Here is a 20,693-nt window from a genome sequence, read left to right on the forward strand (position 1 = left end):
GTATCGCCGCATTCGCCCCGAGCTTCCTACTTGTTTTCTTCGCTACTCCTTTCCCTTGGCCCTGTCCTCTTGTCCCTGTCCTCTTGCCCCTGTCCTCTTGTCTCTTCGGCTTGTCTCTTCGGCGAGCAGTGCCGCCAACTCCGCGATCCGCTCCGGGCCGACCCTGCAACAGCCTCCGATCAGCCGGGCCCCGGCCGCCCGCCAGGCGTCGACCCGGCCGGGGTCGAACGTGGGCCGGCCCCGCCAGGCGCGGGCCTCGGCATCCCACCGCTCTCCGCTGTTGGGGTAGACGACGACGGGCTTTCCCGTGGTCCGCGCGGCGAGCTCCACGGCCCGCTGCGCCTCACCGGGTTCGCAGCAGTTGACGCCCACGGCGATGACCTGGTCGTTGCCGGCGGCGAGCGCGAACGCCTCCCGCAGCGGCTGCCCGGCCCGGGTGTGCTCCCCTGCCGCGCTGTACGTCAGCCACACCGGCACCCCGCAGCCCCGCACCGCGTTCAGCAGCGCCTCGGCCTCGACCGCGTCCGGCACGGTCTCCAGCGCGAGCACGTCCGGGCCGGCCTCGGCCAGGGCCTCGACGCGGGGCCGGTGGAACCGCTCCAACTCCGCTGCCCCGAGCCCGTACCGGCCCCGGTACTCACTGCCGTCGGCCAGCATCGCCCCGTACGGCCCGACGGAGGCGGCGACCCACACCTCCTCCCCTCCTCCTTCCGCTGCCGCCGCCCGCCGGGCCAGCTCCACGCTCCGCCGCAGCAGCGCCGCCGCCTCCTGACGGCCGGTGCCGCGCCGGGCGAACCCCTCGAACGTGGCCTGATAGCTGGCGGTGATGAGCACCCGTGCGCCCGCCCGTACATACGCGGCGTGCGCCCGCTCGATCTGCTCCGGGCCATCGGCGAGCAGCCGGGCCGACCACAGCGCGTCGGACAGATCGCACCCCTGCGCCTCCAGCTGGTTGGACAGCCCACCGTCCAGGACGAGCGGGCCGCCGGCCAGTGCGGCGGCAAGCGGCGTGGTGGGGACGGACAACACGGTTGCTCCTCACTCTCGTTGACTCTCCTGCGGACCCGGGCGAACGGGCCGCCCGCGGCCTCAGTCCAGCCGGCACTGCACCTGGGAGGCGATCAGCTCCAGGTGGTCGAGGTCGTCGAGGTCCAGGATCTGCAGATAGATCCGGGACGAGCCGACGGCCGCGTAACGGCCGATCTTGTCGACCACTTCGGCGGGCGAGCCCGCCAGCCCGTTCGCCCTCAGCTCGTCGACCTCACGGCCGATGGCAGCGGCCCGCCGCGCCACCTCCGCGTCGCTCCTGCCCACGCAGACGACCAGGGCGTTGGAGTACACCAGCTCCTCCGGCTTGCGGCCGGCTTCCTCCGCGGCCGCCCGCACCCGGCCGAACTGCCGCGCGCTGTCCTCGACGGAGGCGAAGGGGATGTTGAACTCGTCCGCGTACTGCGCGGCGAGCCTCGGGGTGCGCTTGGCGCCGTGGCCGCCGATCAGCACGGGCACCTTGCCCTGGGCGGGCTTGGGCAGCGCCGGACAGCCGTCGAGCCGGTAGTAGGTGCCCTCGAAGTCGAAGGTCCCGCCCGGCGGCGTGCCCCACATCCCGGTGACGATCGCGAGCTGTTCCTCCAGACGTCCGAACCGCTCCTTCGGGAAGGGGATGCCGTACGCCCGGTGCTCCTCCTCGAACCAGCCCGCTCCCAGACCGAGTTCGACCCGGCCTCCCGACATCTGGTCGACCTGAGCCACCTGGAGGGCGAGGATGCCGGGCCGGCGGAAGGTGCCCGCCGTCATCAGCGTGCCGAGCCGGATGCGCCTGGTCTCCCGGGCGAGCCCCGCCAGGGTGATCCAGGCGTCCGTGGGCCCCGGCAGCCCGTCGGCCGAGCCCATGGCGAGATAGTGGTCGGAGCGGAAGAAGGCGTCGAAGCCGAGATCCTCGGTGGCCTTGGCGACGGTGAGCAGGGTCTCATAGCTCGCCCCTTGCTGGGGCTCGGTGAAGATGCGCAGATCCATGCCCCTATCCTGCCCCCATCCTGCGCTGCCGCCCCGGCGTCAACAGAGCACGGATTTCTTCGCACCGTTCTCCCCGGTCGGGTGAAATTCGGTCGCCGCTACGGGAGAACGGGTTATCGGCCAGTGTCCGCCACGGCCGGTGGTCGTTTGCTCGGGCGGAGCCGGACCGCCCGGCCCGCGCGCCGGTGTCAGCTGCCGGAGGCGACGATCGCAACGCCGCCCGCCCGCACCGGGAGGGCCGGGGCCGAGGAGGCCGCGATGACCCAGGAAGCCGTGCCCGAGGAAACGGTGCCCGTGACCGCCGCTGCCCAGCAGCAGCCAGCCGCACCCAAGGGCCTGTTGCAGCAGATGGAGGAGCTGATGGCCGCGCTCAACGCCGACCTGTCGCAGCTCGACGCCGATCTGCAGCAGCAGGGCGGGCACTCCGCGTCCCACGACGAGGACGGTGCCGGCTGATCGTCCGCTCCTCATGCGGCGCCTCCTTCCTCAGCGCGCAGGGCGAGCCGTCTTTGTAAGCAGCGCACCCTGTCGCTCGTCTCGTCCGCCGCGTCGATGGCCTCGATGCACTGCCAGTACAGGGCGTCCTCGTCGGACGCGCAGGCGACACCGACCAGGGCTATTCCCACCTCTCCGAGGAGCACGCACAGTGCCCTCAACGCCCCCCAGGGATCGCGCACTTCGGTGAGCTGCGCGGCCCGTATCCCTCCGGCGCGCGGCGGCGTCTGCCGCAGCGCGCCGGAGGCGCGGACACCCACCTCGCTCAGGCTCCCCGCCGCGGCACGCACCTCGAACGGCCCGTGCGCGGCGAAGTGGCTGCCGACCGCCGCCGCCAGCGCCTGGATCTGCCATGCCTCGATGACGATGTCCTGCACCGCTCCGGCCTGTGCCAGAGCGCTCCGGGTGGCTCCGATGAGCCGCATCGCGTCCATGTCCGGTCCCCCTGCTCCCGACTGCCCGGCTCTCACTCTCTCACTACCCAGAGTGATGACTAACTGCCGGAAAAGCCAGGGGAATTCAGAAATCTGTGGATACCAAATGCGGTGTGGATAACTTTCTCACTCCGGAGAGTGACGATCCGGCGAACGCGGAACCACATCGTCCGGCGTCGCGCCGCCGGGGACGGGGAACCGGCGCTCGTTCCGCTCGATCTTCGCGGCGAGGGCCGCGGCCGGGTCGATCCCCAATACGCCGCAGAACTGGAGGAGATACGCGAGCACGTCGGCCACCTCGTCCTCGACCCGGCCCGCGGTCGCCGGGTCGGACATCACCCGCTCCGACTGCTCCGGAGTCAACCACTGGAAAATCTCGACGAGTTCGGACGCCTCGACGCTCAGCGCGGCGGCGAGGTTCTTCGGCGTGTGGAAGGGCTGCCACGACCGGGCAGCCGCGAACTCGGCGAGCCGCCGCTGCAGTTCTCTCAGCTCCGCGGACCCACTGGCGCCGTGCTCACGGCATTTGTCGCCTTCGCTGCCCTCACCGTATGCGTCGCCCTCGCCGCGCCCGCGGTTTTCCTGGTTTTTACCGCACTCGCGGTAGTTTTCACCGCACTCGCGGTATTCGTTCTGTCCGTTCACGACTCCAGGTCTACCACCGTCGCCCCCTCCATCTTCACGACGGCCTCTTCCGGCCCGTCCCCGGCCCCGGCCCCGCCGCGCAGTGTCCCCACGAGCCGGATGTGCCCCCTCCGGCACATCCGGCCCGCGAGATCCAGCAGCTCGCGGGACTGTCGCGCGTCCAGGCAGCGGTCGAGGCCGTCCGCGAGGACGGTGAGCGCCTGGCACGCCGGCAGCACCTCGGCTGCCGGGTCCATGTCCAGCACCCCGGGCCCGGTCAGCAGCACCAGGCACAGCGCGAGGTAGCGCAACTCCCCGTCGCCCAGCTGTTCCAGGGGCGTCGTCGCACCGGAGCCGCCGACCAGTACGGACCGTACGAGCCCGCCGTCGAGGCCCTGCACCGTGACGCCCTCCACGGGCCCCCGGCAGCCCGCGCCCACGGCCGCGACCAGGGCGGCGTGGCGGGTCACGCACTCGTTGCGGGTCCGGCCCAGCACCGCCGCCACGTTGTCGCACGCCGTACGCAGATGCCCGTCGCCGACGGCGACCGGGCGGCGCATCAGCTCCGGTCGCGGATCGCACGCGAAGACCGACCGCAACGCGACGACGACCTGTTCGGCCGCGCCCAGGACGAGCCGCTGCCCCGCGGTCTTGCCCGCGACACGCAGGGGCAGCAGCGCGGTGCCGAGCCGGTCGTCGGGCAGCGGGGCCCGGGTGACGGGCACGGAGCCCGCCGTGTGCCAGGCGGCCTCGACCGTACGCAGCCCGGGATCGCGCAGTGCCGTCGACAGCAGCGTCCGTCCCGAGCAGGTCAACCGCTCGCCGACGACGCGCAGTTCCGGCTCCGCCTGCACGGCCACGTCCAAGTGGACCGGCCCCACCGGCCCTTCGACCGTGCAGCCGATCCGGAAGCCCCGTCTGCCCTGCGCGTCCGGCCGGGCCTGCCGCGGTACGCACGCGGCAGCGCCACCCGCCACCGGCGCGAGCGCCTCGTCGAGGGTGTCGCCCCCCGCGAGCCGCGCGAGGGCCTCGTACGCCTCCAGGACACTCGACTTCCCGCTGCCGCTAACTCCCCGGAAGAGAGTCAGCGGGGCGAGCCGGAAGACGGCGCTACGGTGCGACTTGAAGGCGGAGAGCCGCAGTTCGCTCACCACGGGACGCTGCGGGTGCACAGGGGCGGCAAGAGCGGGCTGAGCAACAGGAGCGACGGCCGGCCGGGCACAGGTGGTGTCCATGCCCGGACCGTATGCGGCCCCTTGTCAGCCAAACCGTTTTACCGGCTCGCCCTTCCTACGATCGGGGGACCCGGACTCCACCTCGGTGCCCTCGGGCGCGAGCAGGAAGACATTGCTGTCGACGCGGTGCATCACACTGCCCAGCCCGAAGACCACGCCGCTGGAGAAGTCCAGCACCCGCTTGGCCACGTCCGTGTCGGCGTTGGTGAGGTCCAGCAGGACCGGCACCCGCGCTATCAGGTGCTCGGCGACCTCGCGGGCGTCCGCGAACACCTGCACCCGCAGCACGACCATCTGCCGCTGCGGCTCACGCTCGGGCTCCTCATCGGGCAGCGCCCGGTGGTTCGGCCACGTCGGCCACGCGTCGCGGCCACGCAGCGGAACGACCTCGGCGAGCCCTTCCCACTGCTCGTCAGTGGCCTCGGTCCTGTTCACCGGCTCACCCCTCCGGGGAACGTACTGGCTATGTGCATCCCCTCATCCTAGGGACTGCTCTCACCCGATCGGCCCAATGACACGGATAGGGGGCCGCACCGATGCACCGGTTCCCCCGTTTCATCCCCGCACTCGGGGCTGGGCACCACCGTCACCTGACGCGCGGCTCCGCAGCGGCCCGGCTTCCCGCCCGGCCGTCTCCGGGTCCTCGGGGGCAAGGGGCCGGGCCGCTGCAAGAGGCGTCGGATCGCGCTCAGTCGAACCTTCCGGCGAACTCTGCGCCCGCTTCCACATCGTCGAGGCTGACGGGACGGCTGTCGACTTCAAGGACCCGCATGAGGGCCGACGTCGGTATCCGATAGCGGTGCCCGGGGCGGACGACAGGGCAGGGGAACACACCTCGGCCGACGAGCCGATAGGCCGTGCCGGGGCTCATTCCCAGCGCGCGTGCCGCGGTGCGCAGATCGACGGTGACCGGAAGCCGGAAAAGCTCCGGGAAGGTCAGCGTGGGTCCGGTACGCAGGGTCATGACGGCTCATTCCGGCAAGCGATGTGGCTCGCCCGCGCGTCAGTGCGCCTGCAGGTGTGACGGGCGGCGCTGCGGGTCCCGGTGCACTGACGGGCGGTGCGCACGGTCGCGCCGAGCCCCAGGCGGTGGGCCACCGCACCGAGCCGTTCGCCCTCGCGCCGGACCACTCCGGCTCCGGTCTCCTCCCAGGAGTGCGGCACTCCGCGGTACACCGGTACGGCGGCCGACGACGGCTCGTCGAGTCCGGCGCCACTGAGCCTACGGGCCGTCTCCAGGTCGTCGACCGGATATTCACGCGTGGCGTCCTTGGTGAGCCGCCGCCCTCCCTTGGAGGCGGCGCGCCACAACTGGTCCGCCAATCCGGGGAGTGCGACGTCGGTGGAGTGCAGAGCCTCCAGGGCGCCGAGCAGGACCGCGGAAGAGATGTCCTGCGTATCGGCGCGCGAGTAATGCGCCAGGCGGCCCGCCGTGCGCCGCAGCCCAGGAAGCATGACCCATATCGCCGCAAGACTCCAGAACCGGTCAGGGTCCTGAGAGCGGTCCTGCCGGGCGAGTCGGAGCAGTCGCCGCCAGACGGTGTCACGCAGCGCGGGGTCCGCTTCGGGATCCATGGTGATGCGGCGGGCAGCGGGAAGGGAGAGGACGCGGACTGCCGTCATCTCATCGGGCCCTGAGACGTCGATGCGGAAGCAGGGGGCGGTACCGCTGAGGAGCATGCGCCCGGTGGGCCGGAACCGTTGAGTGAGCATGCCAGGCTTCCCGCCCGGAGAGGTGACCTGCGCGGGAAAGGATGGTGGCCGGGGCGGGTAATTCGGCGTAAGAACGGAGAACAGCCCGGTCCGGCGATCCCCGGATCACACGGCGGCAGGCACCGTCACGGCCGCCGCCCGGCGCCGTACGAGCAGGGCCTGCGCACCGAGGCCCACGGCCAGGTACAGATAGACGGTGGAGAAGCCGAGGACACCGACACCTGTGGTGCTGTCGATCCACGTCTCCATGCCGAGGTTCGCCGCGATCGACGCGAGCCAGGCCACGGCGGTCACTGCCGTGCCCTTGCGCAACGGCTCCCCCTCGGGGCCCCGCCACACCTGGACCGTACGCGCCCGTACGGCGCCGAAGGCCGCCGCCACCGCGCAACTGGCCGCCAGCGCACTGTATGTGACGGTTGACAGTGAGTGATGGTCCGTCACCGACTTCACGCCGAAGGTGACGGCGAGTATGCCGAGGACGGTGAGCACGCCGATCCAGATGAAGGTGGCTCTGTCGCGCACGGGCCGCGTACGCAGTTGACGGCGCAGGATCAGGGCCACGATCACGAGACCGATGACGATGCTGCTGCTGTTCATGGTGGTGTCTCCCCCGTGGACGATGACCCGGCCAGGATCTCAGGGGGAGGCCCGGCGTGTTCGGCCAGGTCGGTGTGTGCCCAGCCGCGCATGGTCGATGGGCCGCGTGGGGCCGGTTGTGATCTGTGAGATTCCTGGCTTTGTGCGTCAGCGCCCCGGGGCATCGGTGAGAATGGCCGGGCGATGACCCCGAAGCCGACACCCGACCCCCCGGCCCCGACCGGGTACGCCCCCTTCGCGCATCTCACCGCGCTCAACTCCGCCCTCTACCGGCAAATAATGCGGGCATTCCTCGCCGCAAAGGAACGCTTCGCGGTGCATCTGCGCCCCGAGGACGTACACGCGGTCCTGCCCGTCGACGAGCGTCCGGCCGAACTCGATGCCGTGGTCAACGCGCTTGACAGTCTCGTCAAGTGGGGTAACCTGCGCGCCGATCCCGATACGGCGCGCGTCACCGCTGTGGAGGACTTCTACCGCAAGCGGTTCGTCTATCAGCTCACCCAGGCGGGAGAGGCGGCCGAGGAAGCGCTGTCCGCGTACGACGAGGCGCTGGGCCGGCGGGGCGCGCTGCAGGCGGTCGCGCTGCACGACATCGTCACCCAGCTGCGCGCCCTGCTCGTCCTGGGGGCCGAGGAGGAACCCGACCCGGCCAAGACGTATCTCGCGCTGGACGCGCTGACCAGCCGGTTCGCGGCCCTGGCCGAGAACGCCCGGGCGTTCATGGGCTCCTTGCAGCGCACCATCGATCTGCACGACGTCGAGGAGGAGGTCTTCCTCGCGTACAAGGACCGGCTCATCCAGTATCTGGAGCGGTTCATCCAGGACTTGATCACTCTCGGGGGGCGCATCGCCCAGCTGATCCTGGAGCTGGAGGACGGCGTCGTCGCACCGCTGCTGCGGACCGCCGCCGCCCGCGAGGCCGCCGACGCCGCCCCGGAGGACGCGGAGCACGCCGAGCGGGAGGCGTACGCGCGGTGGGCGGCCCGCTGGGACGGGCTCGGGGACTGGTTCATCAGCAGGGACGGCCGGGAGTCGCAGGCGCGGCTGCTGCGGGGGCGGGCGCTCGGGGCGATTCCCCAGCTCCTGGCGGTCGTACGGTCGTTGAACGAGCGGAGGGCCGGGCGCTCCGACCGTTCCGCAGACTTCCGTACGCTCGCCCGCTGGTTCGCCGAGGCGCCGGACGACGACGCCCGGCACCGCCTGTGGCGCACCGCTTTCGGGCTCTACCCCGCGCGTCACCTGACCGTCGACGCCGACACCCTTGCCGCCCGTGCGGCCCGGCCGGTGCCTGCCGCGACTCCGTGGGCCGAGGCCGAACCGCTGCGGATCAGCCCGCAGTTGCGTCGCACCGGCAGTTACGAGCGGCGTGGCAAGCCGCGCAAGGTCGAGGACCGTTCCGAGGCGCGCCGGCACCTCGCCGAGCTCGCCGCGAAGCAGGCCGCCGAGACGGCCGGCGCGCGGGCCCGGCTCGCCACGGGCGGTGCCGTCCGGCTCTCCGCGTTCGGCGACCTGGATCCGCTGGCCTTCGGCCTCTTCCTCCAGCTTCTCGGTGACGCCCTCGCCACATGGCGGCCCGACACGGTCCGGACCTCCGCCACCAGTAACGACGGCTCCATGGAGATCCGCCTCACGGCGCTCGGCGACGGCACGACAGCCGAGATCACCACCCCCGGCGGTACGTTCCGGGGCCCCGACCACCTCGTCGAGATCATCGACCTGACCGAGGGGGACGACAGGCGATGACCAGCCCACTGGCCGAGGTCCTGGACGGGCAGCACTCCTCCGAGCTGCGCAAGGCCGCTCGCGCACTGCTCAAGGAGCCCCTGCTGCTCGCGCACGGGCCCCACGCGGACGAGTTCCGGCTCGTGCGCCGCCATGTCGCCGAACTGCGCGAGTGGTTCGACCGCAACACCGGCTGGTCGCTGCATGTGGACGCCGACGCCGCCCGCCTGCGCAAGGTCCCCGGCCGTCCCGCCGACGCGACGCACCCCGCTCGTGAGGCCGCCCGGGCCGGTGCTCCCTTCACGCGACGACGTTATGTCCTGCTCTGTCTCGCTCTCGGCGCCCTCGAACGGAGCGAGGCCCAGACAGCGCTCGGCCGGCTGGCCGACCAGGTCGTGCTGGACGCGGCGGATCCGCACCTCACCGCTGCCGGGATCCACTTCACCCTGGACCGCCGCGACGAGCGCCTCGACCTCGCGGCGGTCGTCAGGCTCCTGCTGAAGCTCGGCGTTCTGCGACGGGTCGCCGGCGACGAGGAGGCGTACGTCAGCGGGGCGGGCGACGTCCTGTACGACGTCGAGCGCCGTGTACTGGCCGGGCTGCTCGCCACCCGCCGAGGCCCTTCCACCGTGCGTGCCGACACCCTGGACGAGCGCCTCGCCGAGCTGGTCGCCGAAACCGCCCTGGACAGTGACGACTTGCGATTCCGTGCGATGCGCCGCTCGCTGACCCGCCGTCTGCTCGACGACCCGGTGCTGTACTACGACGAGCTGACCGACGCGGAGCTCGCGTACCTCACCCGGCAGCGTGGTTTCCTCACCGCTCGTATCACCGAACTGACCGGACTGGTCGCCGAAGTGCGGGCCGAGGGCATCGCCATGGTCGACCCCGACGACGACCTCACTGATGTCCGTATGCCCGAGCAGGGAACCCACGGCCATATCACCCTGCTGCTCACCGAACATCTCGCGGCGGCGCACGGACCTGTCACCACTGATGACCTCCAGCGCAAGGTCCGTGAACTCGCCGTCGAGTACGGGGGTTTCTGGGCCAAGTCCGCCAAGGAACCGGGTGCGGAGGGCGAGTTGGTCGAGTCGGCGCTCGCCAGGCTCACCGCGCTCGGGCTGATCGTCCGTCGGGGCGACGAGGTCACGCCCCGCCCGGCCCTCGCCAGATACGCCGTCGGCGAGACCGTCGTCCTCGAACCCCGTACCCCGCGTATGCCCCAGCAGCGAAAGGCAAGCCGGCAGTGACCGCCCTCCCCGCCCCCACCCGCTCCCGCTGGCAGCCGACGCGTATCGGGCTCGTCGACCTCTTCCACTACGACGTGGAGGAGTTCCACTTCCGTGACGGGCGGCTGCTGCTGCGGGGCAACAACGGCACCGGAAAGTCGAAGGTCCTCGCCCTGACCCTGCCCTTCCTGCTGGACGGGGACCTCACTCCGCGCCGTGTCGAGCCCGATGGGGACCCGGGCAAGCGCATGGAGTGGAACCTGCTCCTGGGCGGCGAACACCCTCACCCCGAACGGCTCGGCTACACCTGGATCGAGTTCGGCCGCCGGGACGGGACGACCGGCGAGACCCACTTCCGCACGCTCGCCTGCGGGCTCAAGGCCGTCACCGGACGCGGCATCGCCCGCCACTGGTACGCGGTGACCGACCAGCGCATCGGCCCGGACCTCAGTCTGCTCGACGCGACCGGCACCCCTCTGTCCCGTGACCGGCTCGCCGAGGCGGTCGCCGGGCGCGGGATGGTGTACGACCAGGCCAAGGCGTACCGAAGGGCCGTCGACGAGGCGCTGTTCGGGCTCGGCGAGCAGCGGTACGCCGCCCTCGTGGACCTGCTGATCCAGTTGCGCCAGCCCCAGTTGTCCAAGCGCCCCAACGAGGCCGCGCTGTCCCGGGCCCTGACCGAAGCGCTGCCTCCCATGGACCAGGCGGTCATCGCCGCCACGGCGGAGTCCTTCCGTTCCCTGGACGAGGAGAAGGAGGAACTGCGCGCCGCCGTCGAGGCGGAGCGTGCCGCCTCCGCGTTCCTGGACCACTACCGGCGCTACGCCCGCATCGCCTCCCGCCGGCGGGCACGCCTCCCGCGCAGCGAGCACTCCCGCTACGAGCACCTCCAGCGGGGTCTTGCCGACGCGCAGACGGACAGGACCAGTGCGGTGGCGGACCGGGCGGCGGCCGAGGAACGCGTCGCCGTTCTGGAGGAGACCGAGACGCGGCTGCGGGCCCAGGACGCGGCCCTGCGCGCGGGGCCGGAGATGCGCAGCGCCCGTGAGCTGGATCAGGCGGCCGCGGAGGCGGACCGTACGGCGCGGGCGCACGAACGCGCACAAGCCGACCACGGGCAGGCCGTACGCCTGCACGCGCGGGCGCTGGAGCGGCTCGGCGCGGCCGGGAACCGGCTCGAATCGGCCCGGCACCGGGCCGAGGACATCGTCGTACGGGCCCGGGAGGCGGCCGGGGACGCCCTGGTCGACCTGCCCGAGGAGCCGACCCGGGAGGCCGCCGAGGAGGCGGCGGACCGCAGGCGGCGCACCATCGTCCACGTGGAGGAGCTGGCGGACCGGGCCGACCGCACCGCCGGCGAGCGCCGCGCGGCCTCCCGACGGCTCGACGACGCCGAATCCGACCTCGCGCTCGCGGCCGGGGCACAGCGGCAGGCGGAGGAAGCCGCGACAGCGGCCGGCCGGGCACTGCTGGATTCCGTGCGCGAACACGCCGGAGCCTGCGTGGAGTTGGCATATCCGGATCCGGCAGGGCTCCTCGACGAGCTCCAGGAGTGGACGCGGCACCTGGACGGGCCGTACCCGGCCCGTACCCACGCCTCGCGTGCCCACAGCGCCGCTTCGGCGCAACTCGCGGAGCAGGCGGCGGGCCTGGCGCATCACAAGGCCGGACTCCGCTCACGCCTGCGGGACATGGAGGGGGAACTGGCCGCGCTCGAAGCCGGAGGCCAGCGCGGGCCGAAGGCACCGCACACCCGCACTCCGGGACTGCGCGAGCACGTGGCCGGAGCCCCTCTGTGGCGGCTCGTCGACTTCCGGGAAGGGCTCGGCGACACCGAACGCGCCGGGCTGGAAGCGGCCTTGGAGGCGTCCGGCCTGCTGGACGCCTGGGTGTGCCCGGACGGCGCGGTCCTCGACGCCGAGGGGCACGACGTACTGCTCGCTCCAGGGAACGGCCCTGTCCCCGGGCCGTCCCTGGCCGAGGCGCTGCGCCCGGCCGTGGACCACGGCGACGCGCAGGCCGCGGCGGTCGGCGAGGAGACGGTGGCGCGACTGCTCACGGCGGTCGGGCTGGGCGCGGGCAGCGGCGCGGACACCTGGGCGGCGGCCGACGGGCGTTTCCGCGTCGGCGCGCTCACCGGCCGGTGGGCCAAGTCCTGCGCGGAATACGTCGGCGAGGGCGCCCGTGAGGAGGCGCGCCGGTCCCGCATCGCCGCCCTGCACTCCGAACTCGCCTCGCTCCAGGAGGAGCTGGCCGCCACAGCCGACCGGACCGAGGCCGTCGCGGCACGGCGTCGCGCGCTCGACGCGGAGCTGGCCGCCGTGCCCGACGACGCGCCGCTCAGGCAGGCGTACGCGCGCGTGGCCGCAGCCGCCGACACCGTGCGCCGGGACCGTGCCCGGCGCGACGGGCGGGCCGCCGAGCTCGCCGACGCGGCCCGGGCGGCCGAGCAGGCGGCAGCCGAACTCGGCACGACCGCAGCAGACTTGGGGCTGCCCGCCGACCGGGCCGCGCTCGCCGCCGTACGCCAGGCCCTCACCGGCCTCGCGCTCGTTCTCGCCGACCTGTGGCCCGTCCTGCGCGAGCGCGACGAGGCGGCCCGTCAGGTGGGCGAGGAGCGCGACGAGGCCGAAGAGGCGGGGCGGCGGGCCGCGGAGCACGCGCTGCGGGCCGAGGAATCCGCCCGCGAGGCGACCACCGCCGACGAGCGTCACAGCACGCTGCGCTCCACGGTCGGCGCGGCCGTCGCCGAACTCCAGCGCCGTCTCGCCGAGACCACCGCTTCCCTGCGCGCATGCGGTGCCGAACAGCGTCGCACCCGCGAACAGCGCGCGGAGGCGGACCGGCGGGCCAGCCGTGCCGAAGGCCGTATCGAGCAGTTGGAACAGGGGATCGCCGAGGCCGCGTCCGCCCGCGCCGAAGCGATCGCGAGTCTGCAGCGGTTCGCCGGTACCGGGCTGATCGCGGTGGCTCTGCCCGGACTGGCCGTGCCGTCGGCCGGGGAAGGCCAGTGGGCGGCCACTCCCGCCGTCACCCTGGCGCGTTCCATCGAGACCGAACTGTCCGGGACGGACGACTCCGACGGGTCCTGGGAGCGGGTGCAGCGGCGCCTGAGCGAAGAGCTCAAGACCTTGCAGGACGCGCTGTCCCGGCACGGGCACACCGCGTCCGCCCGCATGGTCGAGGACGGCATGGTCGTCGACATCGTCTACCAGGGGCGGGAACGCGCCGTACCCGAACTGGCTGAGGCACTCGCCGCCGAAGTCGGTGAACTCGCGCGCATCCTGTCCGCCCATGAACGGGAGGCCCTGGAAACCCATCTCATCACCGAGGTGGCGGGCACGCTGCAGGAGCTGATCGGCGCGGCCGAGCGTCAGGTGCGGGCCATGAACGCCGAGTTGGAGGAACGGCCCACCTCGACGGGCATGAAGCTGCGCCTGGTGTGGCGGCCGTCCCGCAAGGCCCCGGCGGGTCTGGCGCAGGCCCGGGAACGACTGCGCCAGTCCGCCGACGCCTGGACGTCCGAGGACCGGGCGGCGGTCGGCGAGTTCCTCCAGGCGCAGATCGCCCAGCAGCAGACCGGCGACGTCGCGGGCAGCTGGCTCGAACACCTCACGGCCGCTCTCGACTACCGCACGTGGCACGAGTTCGGCGTGGAGCGCCGGCAGCAGGGCCGCTGGGTCCCGGCCACCGGACCCGCCTCGGGCGGCGAACGCGTCCTCGCCGTGTCGGTCCCCCTGTTCGCGGCCGCGTCCTCGCACTACGCGAGCGCGGGAAATCCGCACGCGCCCCGTCTGGTCACCCTGGACGAGGCGTTCGCCGGGGTCGACGACGACTCGCGCGCCAAGTGCCTGGGCCTGCTGCACGCCTTCGACCTGGATGTGGTGATGACCAGCGAACGGGAATGGGCCTGCTACCCGCAGGTGCCCGGTATCGCCATCGCGCAGCTCTCACGGACCGATGACGTCGCGGCGGTCCTGGTCACCCGCTGGGAGTGGGACGGGGCCGCGCGCCTGCGGCGTGATGATCCGGTGCGTGTGGGGGGCCGGGCTGCGGCGGGGGCTGCCGGTGCGGACGGCGTGGACGGCGCAGGGGGCGTAGGCGGCGTGGACGGCTCAGGTGGTACGGGCGGTACAGGCGGCGCGGTCGGCGCAGGCGGTACAGGCGGCGCGGGCGGCCAGGACCTGCTGTGGTCGTGAGTCCCCTGCCGTCCGGTGGAGTCGACCTCGACCGCTTGCGCCGGCTGCTGGGCGCCCCCGATCTCGCCTGGCTGGTCGAGCGGGTACGACGGCGTCTCGAACGCGAGCAGCCCCTCACCGGACCCGTCGCGCTGGCCGCCCCCACCGAAGCGCAGCGCTCGGCCGTCGAGCGCCTGCTGGGCCGCGCGCCGCGCGCCGGGCGGTCGTTGACCGTCCGGCTCGACGCCGTTGACGAGGTCCTGCGCCGTTCCGGTATCAGCCCCGAGGGCCTCGCGGTGGCTGTCGCGGCCCTCACGGGCCCCGTCACTCCTCTTCGCCGGATCCGTCAGGACGAGTCGCACGCCTGGCAGGCGGCGTGCCGGCCACTGCGCGTCCTGGGCCACGACCTGCCCCACCTCGCCGACTGGGCCGGCGGGCCACGCACCGAGAGCCTGGTGCGGCGCCTCGCCCGTACGCCCGAAGCCGCCGGATCCCTGACCGCCGACACCGCGCGGGTCCTCCGGGAGCTGCCCGCCGAACCCGCCGTGTCCCTGCCCGCGTTCGCCGCGCGCGTACTCAGCAGCGCCCATGCCCTTGACGACGGAACGCCCCTGGCCACACTGGTGCTGTCCGGCATCCGCGCCCTCACCGGCTTCCCCGACGGCGGCGGCGCCGCATGGCGGCGCGACGCGTGGGCGTCGGCGGGACTGCTGCGCGACGAGCTCTCCTCGACCGTCCTCACTCTGAACCTTCGTGGCACTCCTGCCCTGGACTGGATGGCCGAAGCCGGGGAACCATGCGTCCTGACTCTTCGTCAACTCGCCCGTCTTCGCCCCCGGGCGGCGGCACCGGTCGTACGGATCTGCGAGAACCCGGCCGTTCTGGCGGCCGCCGCCGATGCCCACGGAGCCGACTGCCCGCCCCTGGTATGCCTCCAGGGCCAGCCGTCCGCCGCGGCCCTGACCCTCCTGCGCCACCTCCACGACAGCGGCGCCACCCTCCTCTACCACGGAGACTTCGACTGGGGCGGCCTCCGGATCGCGAACGCCCTGCTGAACCAGGTGCCGTGGCGCCCCTGGCGGTACATGGCCACCGACTACCGCGCGTTGGCCATCGCGGCGGCACAACTGCCGCCACTGACGGGTGCGTCGGCGGAATCACCGTGGGATCCGGAGCTGGCACGGGCTTTGGGAGAGCTGGGGGTGCGGGTCGAGGAGGAGGTGGCTCTGGCTGCTCTGCTGGCGGATCTCGGGGATCAATGGCGGTAGCGGCGAGGGGTGCGCTACTGAGGACCGCACCGGAAGTCAGAGCGCGCTCACTCCATACGGCGGCCGGGCCCTCCCTGGGCATCGGGGCGGAGCGCTACCGCCCGGTAAGCTACCAGCGCTCCGACGAGCGGACACCTGAAGTCTGAAGCTGCGGAGATCAACGACCCTCCGCCGGAGGGCCGTTGATCGTTTTCCTGCGGTCATGCAGGAGTAGTGTTCTGAGTGTCTAGGTCAGAACGGAGCCCAGTATGGCGCACATCGCAGACGATCACATCGGCGCCCGAATCGCAGACTACCGTAAACTACGCCAACTTACCCAGACAGGTCTCGCGCAGCGCGCCTACGTAGCCCGGGGAACCATCGCCAAGGTGGAAGCAGGTCTCACTCCAGCAACGCCAGCCATCGTGGCGGCAGTTGCGCGCGTGCTGGAAGTGGACGTGGCAATACTCAACGGGCAGCCTTACGTCTCGGAGATGCGGCAGGACAAGCTGGACCGAATGATCGCGCCGCTGTCGGACGCACTGGATCTGTACGACCTTGGCCCCGATCTGGGCATCACGCCACGGCCGGTGAGGGAGATCTCCCGAGAGGTCGACAGGATCTGTCTCGGTGCCTGTGCAACGGAATACAGAGGCATCGGCGAGAAATTGCCCGGACTGCTGAGCGAGTTGACCACCGCCGTCAGCCTGTTGCCCAAAAGCTCTCCGGACCGGCGGCAAGCCACCATGTGCCTCAGCTGGTGCTACTGGGTGACCTACGAGTTCGCCTACAGGCTTGGCTACCATCAGCTTGCAGCTGTCGCCCTTGAGCGGATGGGCTGGATGGCGGAGCAAGCCGAGGATCCTCTCTTGCTGGCACTGCGGTTGAGCAAGCGCAGCAGCATGCTGCTCCGGCGGGGCAACAATCAGCTGGCGCTCAAGGTTCTGGACCGTGGACACCAGCTCGTAGCACAGTGCGACGCCCCTCAGTCGACTTCCGCCACTGCCGTTTCCGGAACTCTGTATCTGGCCGGGGCTATTGCTGCAGCGCAAGCGAAGAACGAAGACGCTGTTACCGGACACCTCGAACTGGCCAGGAAGGCAGCCAGGCACATCGGTCGTGATGTTCCCCGGGTCTACTGGGCCTCGTTCGGACTGACGAACGTGGCCCACTTCGACGTAGCCACTTCAGTCGAGCTGGGAAAGCTGGGGGCCGCCATGAAATCAGCCAAGAAGCTCCACTTCCCGCCGGACCACCCCAAGATGCGCGTCGGCCGGTACCACATCGAAATGGCGCGGGCCTACTCGCAGATGGGCAAGGCAGAAGCAGCCGAGAGAGCACTGCACCGAGCCAGAGAGGTCGCTCCGCAGCAGGCCCGGTACCACCCGCTGATGCGGGAGACGATCGCGGTTCTTGTCCGTCGCCAGCGCCGCGCGCCCCAGGGGCTGGCCTCGCTCGCCGCCTGGGTGGGCATGTAGGCGGGTTACGGCTCCAGTGTTCCCGAATCGGGAACACTGGAGCCTGTCAGCTTCAGCAGACTGGGCCACTCAGAGCCCTGGAGGCCGTCCTACCGGCCCCCAGGGCGTGGCCAACGCTGACATGGAGCGCTGACATGTCCGACTCTAGCCCCCGATGGCTCAGTTGGTGGAGAAGAGTCCTCCGCCCGATCGCCTCCCGCCGCCGCACCACGAACAACATCGCCAGCAGCCCCGCGATGGATCCCGCCTCTCCCCCGTCGCCTACGTCCGCGCCCCAGAGTCCCTGCGGCTGCGCACAACTCGCCCCGGTCCAGAACAACTCTGTCCTCCGGGCGACCGCGCACGGCATCGACCTCCGTCACTGCCCGCCCGTCGAGTCCGCCCCCGCGCCCGCCCCCGGAGGCCGACCGATGAACGACACCGCGCACCGCGAAGCCCCCGAACACGAGCAACGGCCGGCCAAGGGCTCGTACGTCGTCGACCTGCGCCAGGACCGCATCGGACAAGTGATGGGGCACCAAGGCCCGTACGTCCAGCTACGCCCGCTCCGAGGAGGCCGCGAGTGGGACGTACGGCCGGACGACGTCCGTCCCGCGACGGACACCGAGAGACTCAAAGCCAAGGTGCAGGCCGCCAACGCGGACAGCTCGGACGGCAGGGGCAGGTGGGGCAAGTGACCCGGTCCGTCGTCCGGTTCGCCCGCTGGAGGATCCATCGGGCGAAGGTCCCGGCCCTGCCGTGGGTCTCCCACGACCTCGAATGCATCGTGTGCTTCGACCGGTCCGGGCCCTGCAACGAGTTCGAGACGGCGCGCACTTGGGCCTTCACGCACAGCGGACGCCATCCCTCGCACACCGCCTATCGCGAGGTCGTGCACCGGTACTGGCGAGCCGTGCTCGTGGACTGAGCACCCGGTTCCGGCCTCCGCACCGGTCGTCGGTGGAGGCCGGAACCGGCGGCATTGAAGCCTGTGAAACCTTCGCCCGACGAGATCGGCTCCCTCGCTCCGGATGCGTGATCCGCACCCTGCCCTAAAATGACGACGACCATCTCAGCGGCCCGACGGGCTTCCGCTCCACTTCCGTGGAACCGAAGGACATGCCCCCACCCGCACGAGTTACTTCGTGCTGCCTGGGGGCATTTTCTTGCTGTTCCGTGAGTCCGCGGCATCGTTGGCCGACCGCACCCGCCTTGAAGGACGACTGGCAGAGCTCCTGACCGAGAACTTCCTGCACAAGCACGGCCACCGCCCCCAGTTGTCCGAGCAACGCTCCTGGGAACGAAGCATCCCCGCACTCACCAACGCACTGGTCGAAGCCGGGCTCGGCGAAGTCGAGATGCTGCTGGAGTACGGACTGCCGCTGACCAGCAAACGCGCCGACGTGATACTGGCCGGTGTCCACCCGGTCACCGGGGGACCGTCGTACGTGATCGTGGAACTGAAGCAGTGGAGCAGCGCGTACCCGGAGGAGGGCGATCCGCTGCGGTGCCGCATCGACGCGTACCCGGCCCCCGTCCTGAACCCCATCGAGCAGGTACGGGGCTACTGCGACTACCTGGTGTCGTTCAACGGAGCGCTGGAGCAGGCCCCGGAGTCCGTCGCGGGCGTGGCCTACCTGCACAACGCCACCGAGTTCGGGGTCGCGGGGCTGCGCGCTGTCCCGGAGGATCAACGGGTCCGGATGTACACCGGCGAGCAGCGCGGCGCCTTTCTGAAGTACCTGCGCACGAAGTTGGCCCCGAAACCGGGAGCCGACGCAGCGGACACCCTGTTGCAGGGGAAGGTCCGACCGTCCAAACAACTGATGGCCGTCGCCGCTGAAGAGGTGCGCGATCGGGAGCAGTTCGTCCTGCTGGACGAGCAGCGGATCGCCTACGAGACAGTGATGTCCGCGGTGCGGGAGGCGCGGCGGTCCCATCACAAGCAGGTGATCGTGGTGGCAGGCGGCCCGGGCTCCGGCAAGAGCGTGATCGCCCTGTCCCTTCTGGGCGAGCTCTACCGGCGCGGGATACCCGCCCTGCACGCGACCGGTTCCCAGTCGTTCACCAAGACGATGCGGAAAGTCGCGGGCGCCCGCAAGCCCGAAGTCCAGCGGCTGTTCCGCTACTTCAACAGCTTCATGGAGGCCGAGCCCAACGACCTCGACGTGCTCATCTGCGACGAGGCACACAGGCTGCGCAAGACCTCCGCCAACCGCTACACCAAGGCGGCGCTGCGCACCGGTCGCCCCCAGGTGGGGGAACTGATGGACGCGGCGCGTGTACCGGTGTTCCTGCTGGATCAGCACCAGGTGGTACGTCCTGGCGAAATGGGAACGGTGCAGCAGATCCGGGCGGCCGCGGCCGAACAGGGGCTGGAGTGCAGGGTTGTGGAGCTGGACAGCCAGTTCCGGTGCGGTGGCAGTGAGGCGTATCTGCAGTGGGTCACTGGTTTGCTGGGGCTGGAAGGCAACGGACCCGTCGCATGGGAACCCGACGGGAAGGTCCGGCTGCTGACCGCGGACACCCCTCAGGAGATGGAGGACTTCTTGTCCGCCCGACGTGCCGAGGACTACAGCGCCCGGATGTCGGCAGGCTACTGCTGGAAGTGGACGACGAAGCTCACACCGAATATGACAGCGCTGCCCGCTGATGTGACCATCGGCGACTGGGCCAGGCCCTGGAACGTGTACGGCGACCGCTCCGTCCTCGGCGCACCGCCGGCACCGCTGTGGGCCACCGATCCCGCGGGTTTCGGTCAGGTCGGGTGCGTCTACACCGCCCAAGGCTTCGAGTACGACTGGTCCGGCGTGATCATGGGTCCCGACCTGGTCTGGCGCACCGACCGCTGGGTGGTGGACCGTACCGCGTCCAAGGATCCCGCCTTCACCAAGGCGACCCCGGACAAGGAGATCGACCGGCTGATCCGCAACACCTACAAGGTACTGCTGACCCGCGGCATGGTCGGGACAATCGTCTGCTCGACGGACCCGGAGACTCGGGAAAAGCTCCGCTCACTGATCCCCTCCGAGCCGATCCGCGATCACACTCGTTCGACCGCCACTTGAGCATGACCAGCAGCAAGCATCCCGATGTCCTCCACATCGGAGGTCAGGATGGTCACCCGCCCCGGGTGCGCCAGAGCGGTCGCACACAGCATGGCGTCGATGGCGTACTTGTGGCCGTGCAACCCTGCTCCTCGCAGCAGTACGGCAGCGGACTGCGCGAGCGCCTGGGTGACTGGCTCGACACGGAGGCGGGAGAGGGTCCACTTGAGTGCGGCGTCATTGATCCTGGGATGAATGACCTCGACCAGCACCGCGGCCGAGGTGACGACCGGGAGGTCCGCGTCACGAGCCGCTGTGAGCCACTCGTGCACTTCCCGGTCGCGCTGTACGGCTTTGGCGAGGCCCTCGCTGTCCAGGACGAGGGCGCCGCTCACGCAGCCGCCCCGGCCTCGGGCGTCCGGCTCGTGAGCCTGGCCCGCTTGGCCGCCACCGCCTCCGGATCGGCCGGACCATGCGCCTCGTCGAAGGCAGCGATCAGCTCATCGAGGTTGTCACGCTCGATCTGACGCTGCGCGGCCTGCTCCAGGTACGCGGAGACGCCGCGCCTGCCGACCCGCTCGCGGATGGCCTGCAAGGTGCCCGTGGTCAAGGTGACGGAGATCCCGCTCGTGGGGCCGTCACCGGGAGCGAACTCGGTTTCTTCAGCCATGCCGCCAGTATGGCATTCAAAATGCCACA

General features: G+C 71.3%; 20 protein-coding genes. 9 read left to right on the forward strand and 11 right to left on the reverse strand.

Going from position 1 to position 20,693, the window contains the following annotated elements; all coding sequences use genetic code 11:
* Positions 1–42: 42 nt before the first annotated feature.
* Together mmuM and ACFP1Z_RS30250 are read right to left on the reverse strand one after the other, a co-directional pair.
* Positions 43–1,026 carry a homocysteine S-methyltransferase gene (mmuM, locus tag ACFP1Z_RS30245; RefSeq protein ID WP_390320943.1) on the reverse strand — a complete coding sequence of 328 codons (984 nt, stop codon included), beginning with the start codon at positions 1,024–1,026 and terminating at the stop codon, positions 43–45.
* Positions 1,027–1,089: 63 nt separating this feature from the next.
* On the reverse strand, positions 1,090–2,013 hold the full coding sequence (locus ACFP1Z_RS30250) for an LLM class F420-dependent oxidoreductase (RefSeq protein ID WP_390320906.1): 924 nt from the start codon (positions 2,011–2,013) through the stop codon (positions 1,090–1,092).
* 258 nt (positions 2,014–2,271) lie between these two features.
* Here ACFP1Z_RS30250 and ACFP1Z_RS30255 point away from each other — a divergent pair, with 258 nt between their 5' ends.
* Complete coding sequence (locus ACFP1Z_RS30255) at positions 2,272–2,469, forward strand: hypothetical protein (protein ID WP_390320907.1); 198 nt, start codon at positions 2,272–2,274, stop codon at positions 2,467–2,469.
* An 11-nt stretch (positions 2,470–2,480) separates the two neighbouring features.
* Here ACFP1Z_RS30255 and ACFP1Z_RS30260 read toward each other — a convergent pair whose 3' ends face one another.
* From ACFP1Z_RS30260 to ACFP1Z_RS30290, 7 genes are all read right to left on the reverse strand, one after another.
* A complete protein-coding gene (locus tag ACFP1Z_RS30260) occupies positions 2,481–2,942 on the reverse strand; it encodes a DUF6099 family protein (protein ID WP_390320908.1) in 462 nt (153 codons plus the stop codon).
* Positions 2,943–3,068: 126 nt separating this feature from the next.
* Positions 3,069–3,434, reverse strand: coding sequence for a nucleotide pyrophosphohydrolase (locus tag ACFP1Z_RS30265; RefSeq protein ID WP_390320944.1), 366 nt, complete (start codon positions 3,432–3,434; stop codon positions 3,069–3,071).
* A 149-nt stretch (positions 3,435–3,583) separates the two neighbouring features.
* Complete coding sequence (locus ACFP1Z_RS30270; RefSeq protein WP_390320909.1) at positions 3,584–4,801, reverse strand: AAA family ATPase; 1,218 nt, start codon at positions 4,799–4,801, stop codon at positions 3,584–3,586.
* 24 nt (positions 4,802–4,825) lie between these two features.
* Positions 4,826–5,236: a cell division protein SepF gene (locus tag ACFP1Z_RS30275; protein WP_390320910.1), complete on the reverse strand. Its 411-nt coding sequence runs from the start codon at positions 5,234–5,236 to the stop codon at positions 4,826–4,828.
* 253 nt (positions 5,237–5,489) lie between these two features.
* Complete coding sequence (locus ACFP1Z_RS30280) at positions 5,490–5,765, reverse strand: helix-turn-helix domain-containing protein (RefSeq protein ID WP_390320911.1); 276 nt, start codon at positions 5,763–5,765, stop codon at positions 5,490–5,492.
* Positions 5,762–6,514: a hypothetical protein gene (locus tag ACFP1Z_RS30285; RefSeq protein WP_390320912.1), complete on the reverse strand. Its 753-nt coding sequence runs from the start codon at positions 6,512–6,514 to the stop codon at positions 5,762–5,764. The genes ACFP1Z_RS30280 and ACFP1Z_RS30285 overlap by 4 nt, the downstream gene beginning before the upstream one ends.
* A gap of 105 nt (positions 6,515–6,619) precedes the next feature.
* On the reverse strand, positions 6,620–7,111 hold the full coding sequence (locus tag ACFP1Z_RS30290; RefSeq protein WP_390320913.1) for a hypothetical protein: 492 nt from the start codon (positions 7,109–7,111) through the stop codon (positions 6,620–6,622).
* A gap of 183 nt (positions 7,112–7,294) precedes the next feature.
* Between ACFP1Z_RS30290 and ACFP1Z_RS30295 the strand changes: the two genes are divergently transcribed.
* The 8 genes from ACFP1Z_RS30295 to ACFP1Z_RS30330 all read left to right on the forward strand — a co-directional run bounded on the left by ACFP1Z_RS30295 (position 7,295) and on the right by ACFP1Z_RS30330 (position 20,015).
* The gene (locus ACFP1Z_RS30295) at positions 7,295–8,854 is read left to right on the forward strand and encodes a TIGR02677 family protein (RefSeq protein ID WP_390320914.1); all 1,560 of its coding nucleotides are present in this window, start codon (positions 7,295–7,297) and stop codon (positions 8,852–8,854) included.
* Positions 8,851–10,086 (forward strand): TIGR02678 family protein, encoded by a 1,236-nt coding sequence (locus ACFP1Z_RS30300; protein WP_390320915.1) that lies wholly within the window; start codon positions 8,851–8,853, stop codon positions 10,084–10,086. The genes ACFP1Z_RS30295 and ACFP1Z_RS30300 overlap by 4 nt, the downstream gene beginning before the upstream one ends.
* Entirely contained in the window at positions 10,083–14,264 is a 4,182-nt protein-coding gene (locus ACFP1Z_RS30305) for a TIGR02680 family protein (RefSeq protein ID WP_390320916.1), read from the forward strand. The genes ACFP1Z_RS30300 and ACFP1Z_RS30305 overlap by 4 nt, the downstream gene beginning before the upstream one ends.
* Entirely contained in the window at positions 14,261–15,511 is a 1,251-nt protein-coding gene (locus ACFP1Z_RS30310; protein ID WP_390320917.1) for a TIGR02679 family protein, read from the forward strand. The genes ACFP1Z_RS30305 and ACFP1Z_RS30310 overlap by 4 nt, the downstream gene beginning before the upstream one ends.
* Positions 15,512–15,759: 248 nt before the next feature.
* Positions 15,760–16,968: a helix-turn-helix domain-containing protein gene (locus ACFP1Z_RS30315; RefSeq protein WP_390320918.1), complete on the forward strand. Its 1,209-nt coding sequence runs from the start codon at positions 15,760–15,762 to the stop codon at positions 16,966–16,968.
* A 410-nt stretch (positions 16,969–17,378) separates the two neighbouring features.
* Positions 17,379–17,645 carry a hypothetical protein gene (locus tag ACFP1Z_RS30320; RefSeq protein WP_390320919.1) on the forward strand — a complete coding sequence of 89 codons (267 nt, stop codon included), beginning with the start codon at positions 17,379–17,381 and terminating at the stop codon, positions 17,643–17,645.
* On the forward strand, positions 17,642–17,875 hold the full coding sequence (locus ACFP1Z_RS30325; protein ID WP_390320920.1) for a DUF7848 domain-containing protein: 234 nt from the start codon (positions 17,642–17,644) through the stop codon (positions 17,873–17,875). Before ACFP1Z_RS30320 ends, ACFP1Z_RS30325 begins: the two co-directional genes overlap by 4 nt.
* A gap of 217 nt (positions 17,876–18,092) precedes the next feature.
* The gene (locus ACFP1Z_RS30330) at positions 18,093–20,015 is read left to right on the forward strand and encodes a DNA/RNA helicase domain-containing protein (RefSeq protein WP_390320921.1); all 1,923 of its coding nucleotides are present in this window, start codon (positions 18,093–18,095) and stop codon (positions 20,013–20,015) included.
* Here ACFP1Z_RS30330 and ACFP1Z_RS30335 read toward each other — a convergent pair.
* Positions 19,991–20,389: a type II toxin-antitoxin system VapC family toxin gene (locus tag ACFP1Z_RS30335; RefSeq protein WP_390320922.1), complete on the reverse strand. Its 399-nt coding sequence runs from the start codon at positions 20,387–20,389 to the stop codon at positions 19,991–19,993. The genes ACFP1Z_RS30330 and ACFP1Z_RS30335 overlap by 25 nt on opposite strands.
* Positions 20,386–20,664: a hypothetical protein gene (locus ACFP1Z_RS30340; RefSeq protein WP_390320923.1), complete on the reverse strand. Its 279-nt coding sequence runs from the start codon at positions 20,662–20,664 to the stop codon at positions 20,386–20,388. The genes ACFP1Z_RS30335 and ACFP1Z_RS30340 overlap by 4 nt, the downstream gene beginning before the upstream one ends.
* Positions 20,665–20,693 lie beyond the last annotated feature (29 nt).

It is taken from the genome of Streptomyces gamaensis (assembly GCF_042656465.1).
GTDB classification, from domain to species: Bacteria; Actinomycetota; Actinomycetes; order Streptomycetales; family Streptomycetaceae; genus Streptomyces; species Streptomyces gamaensis.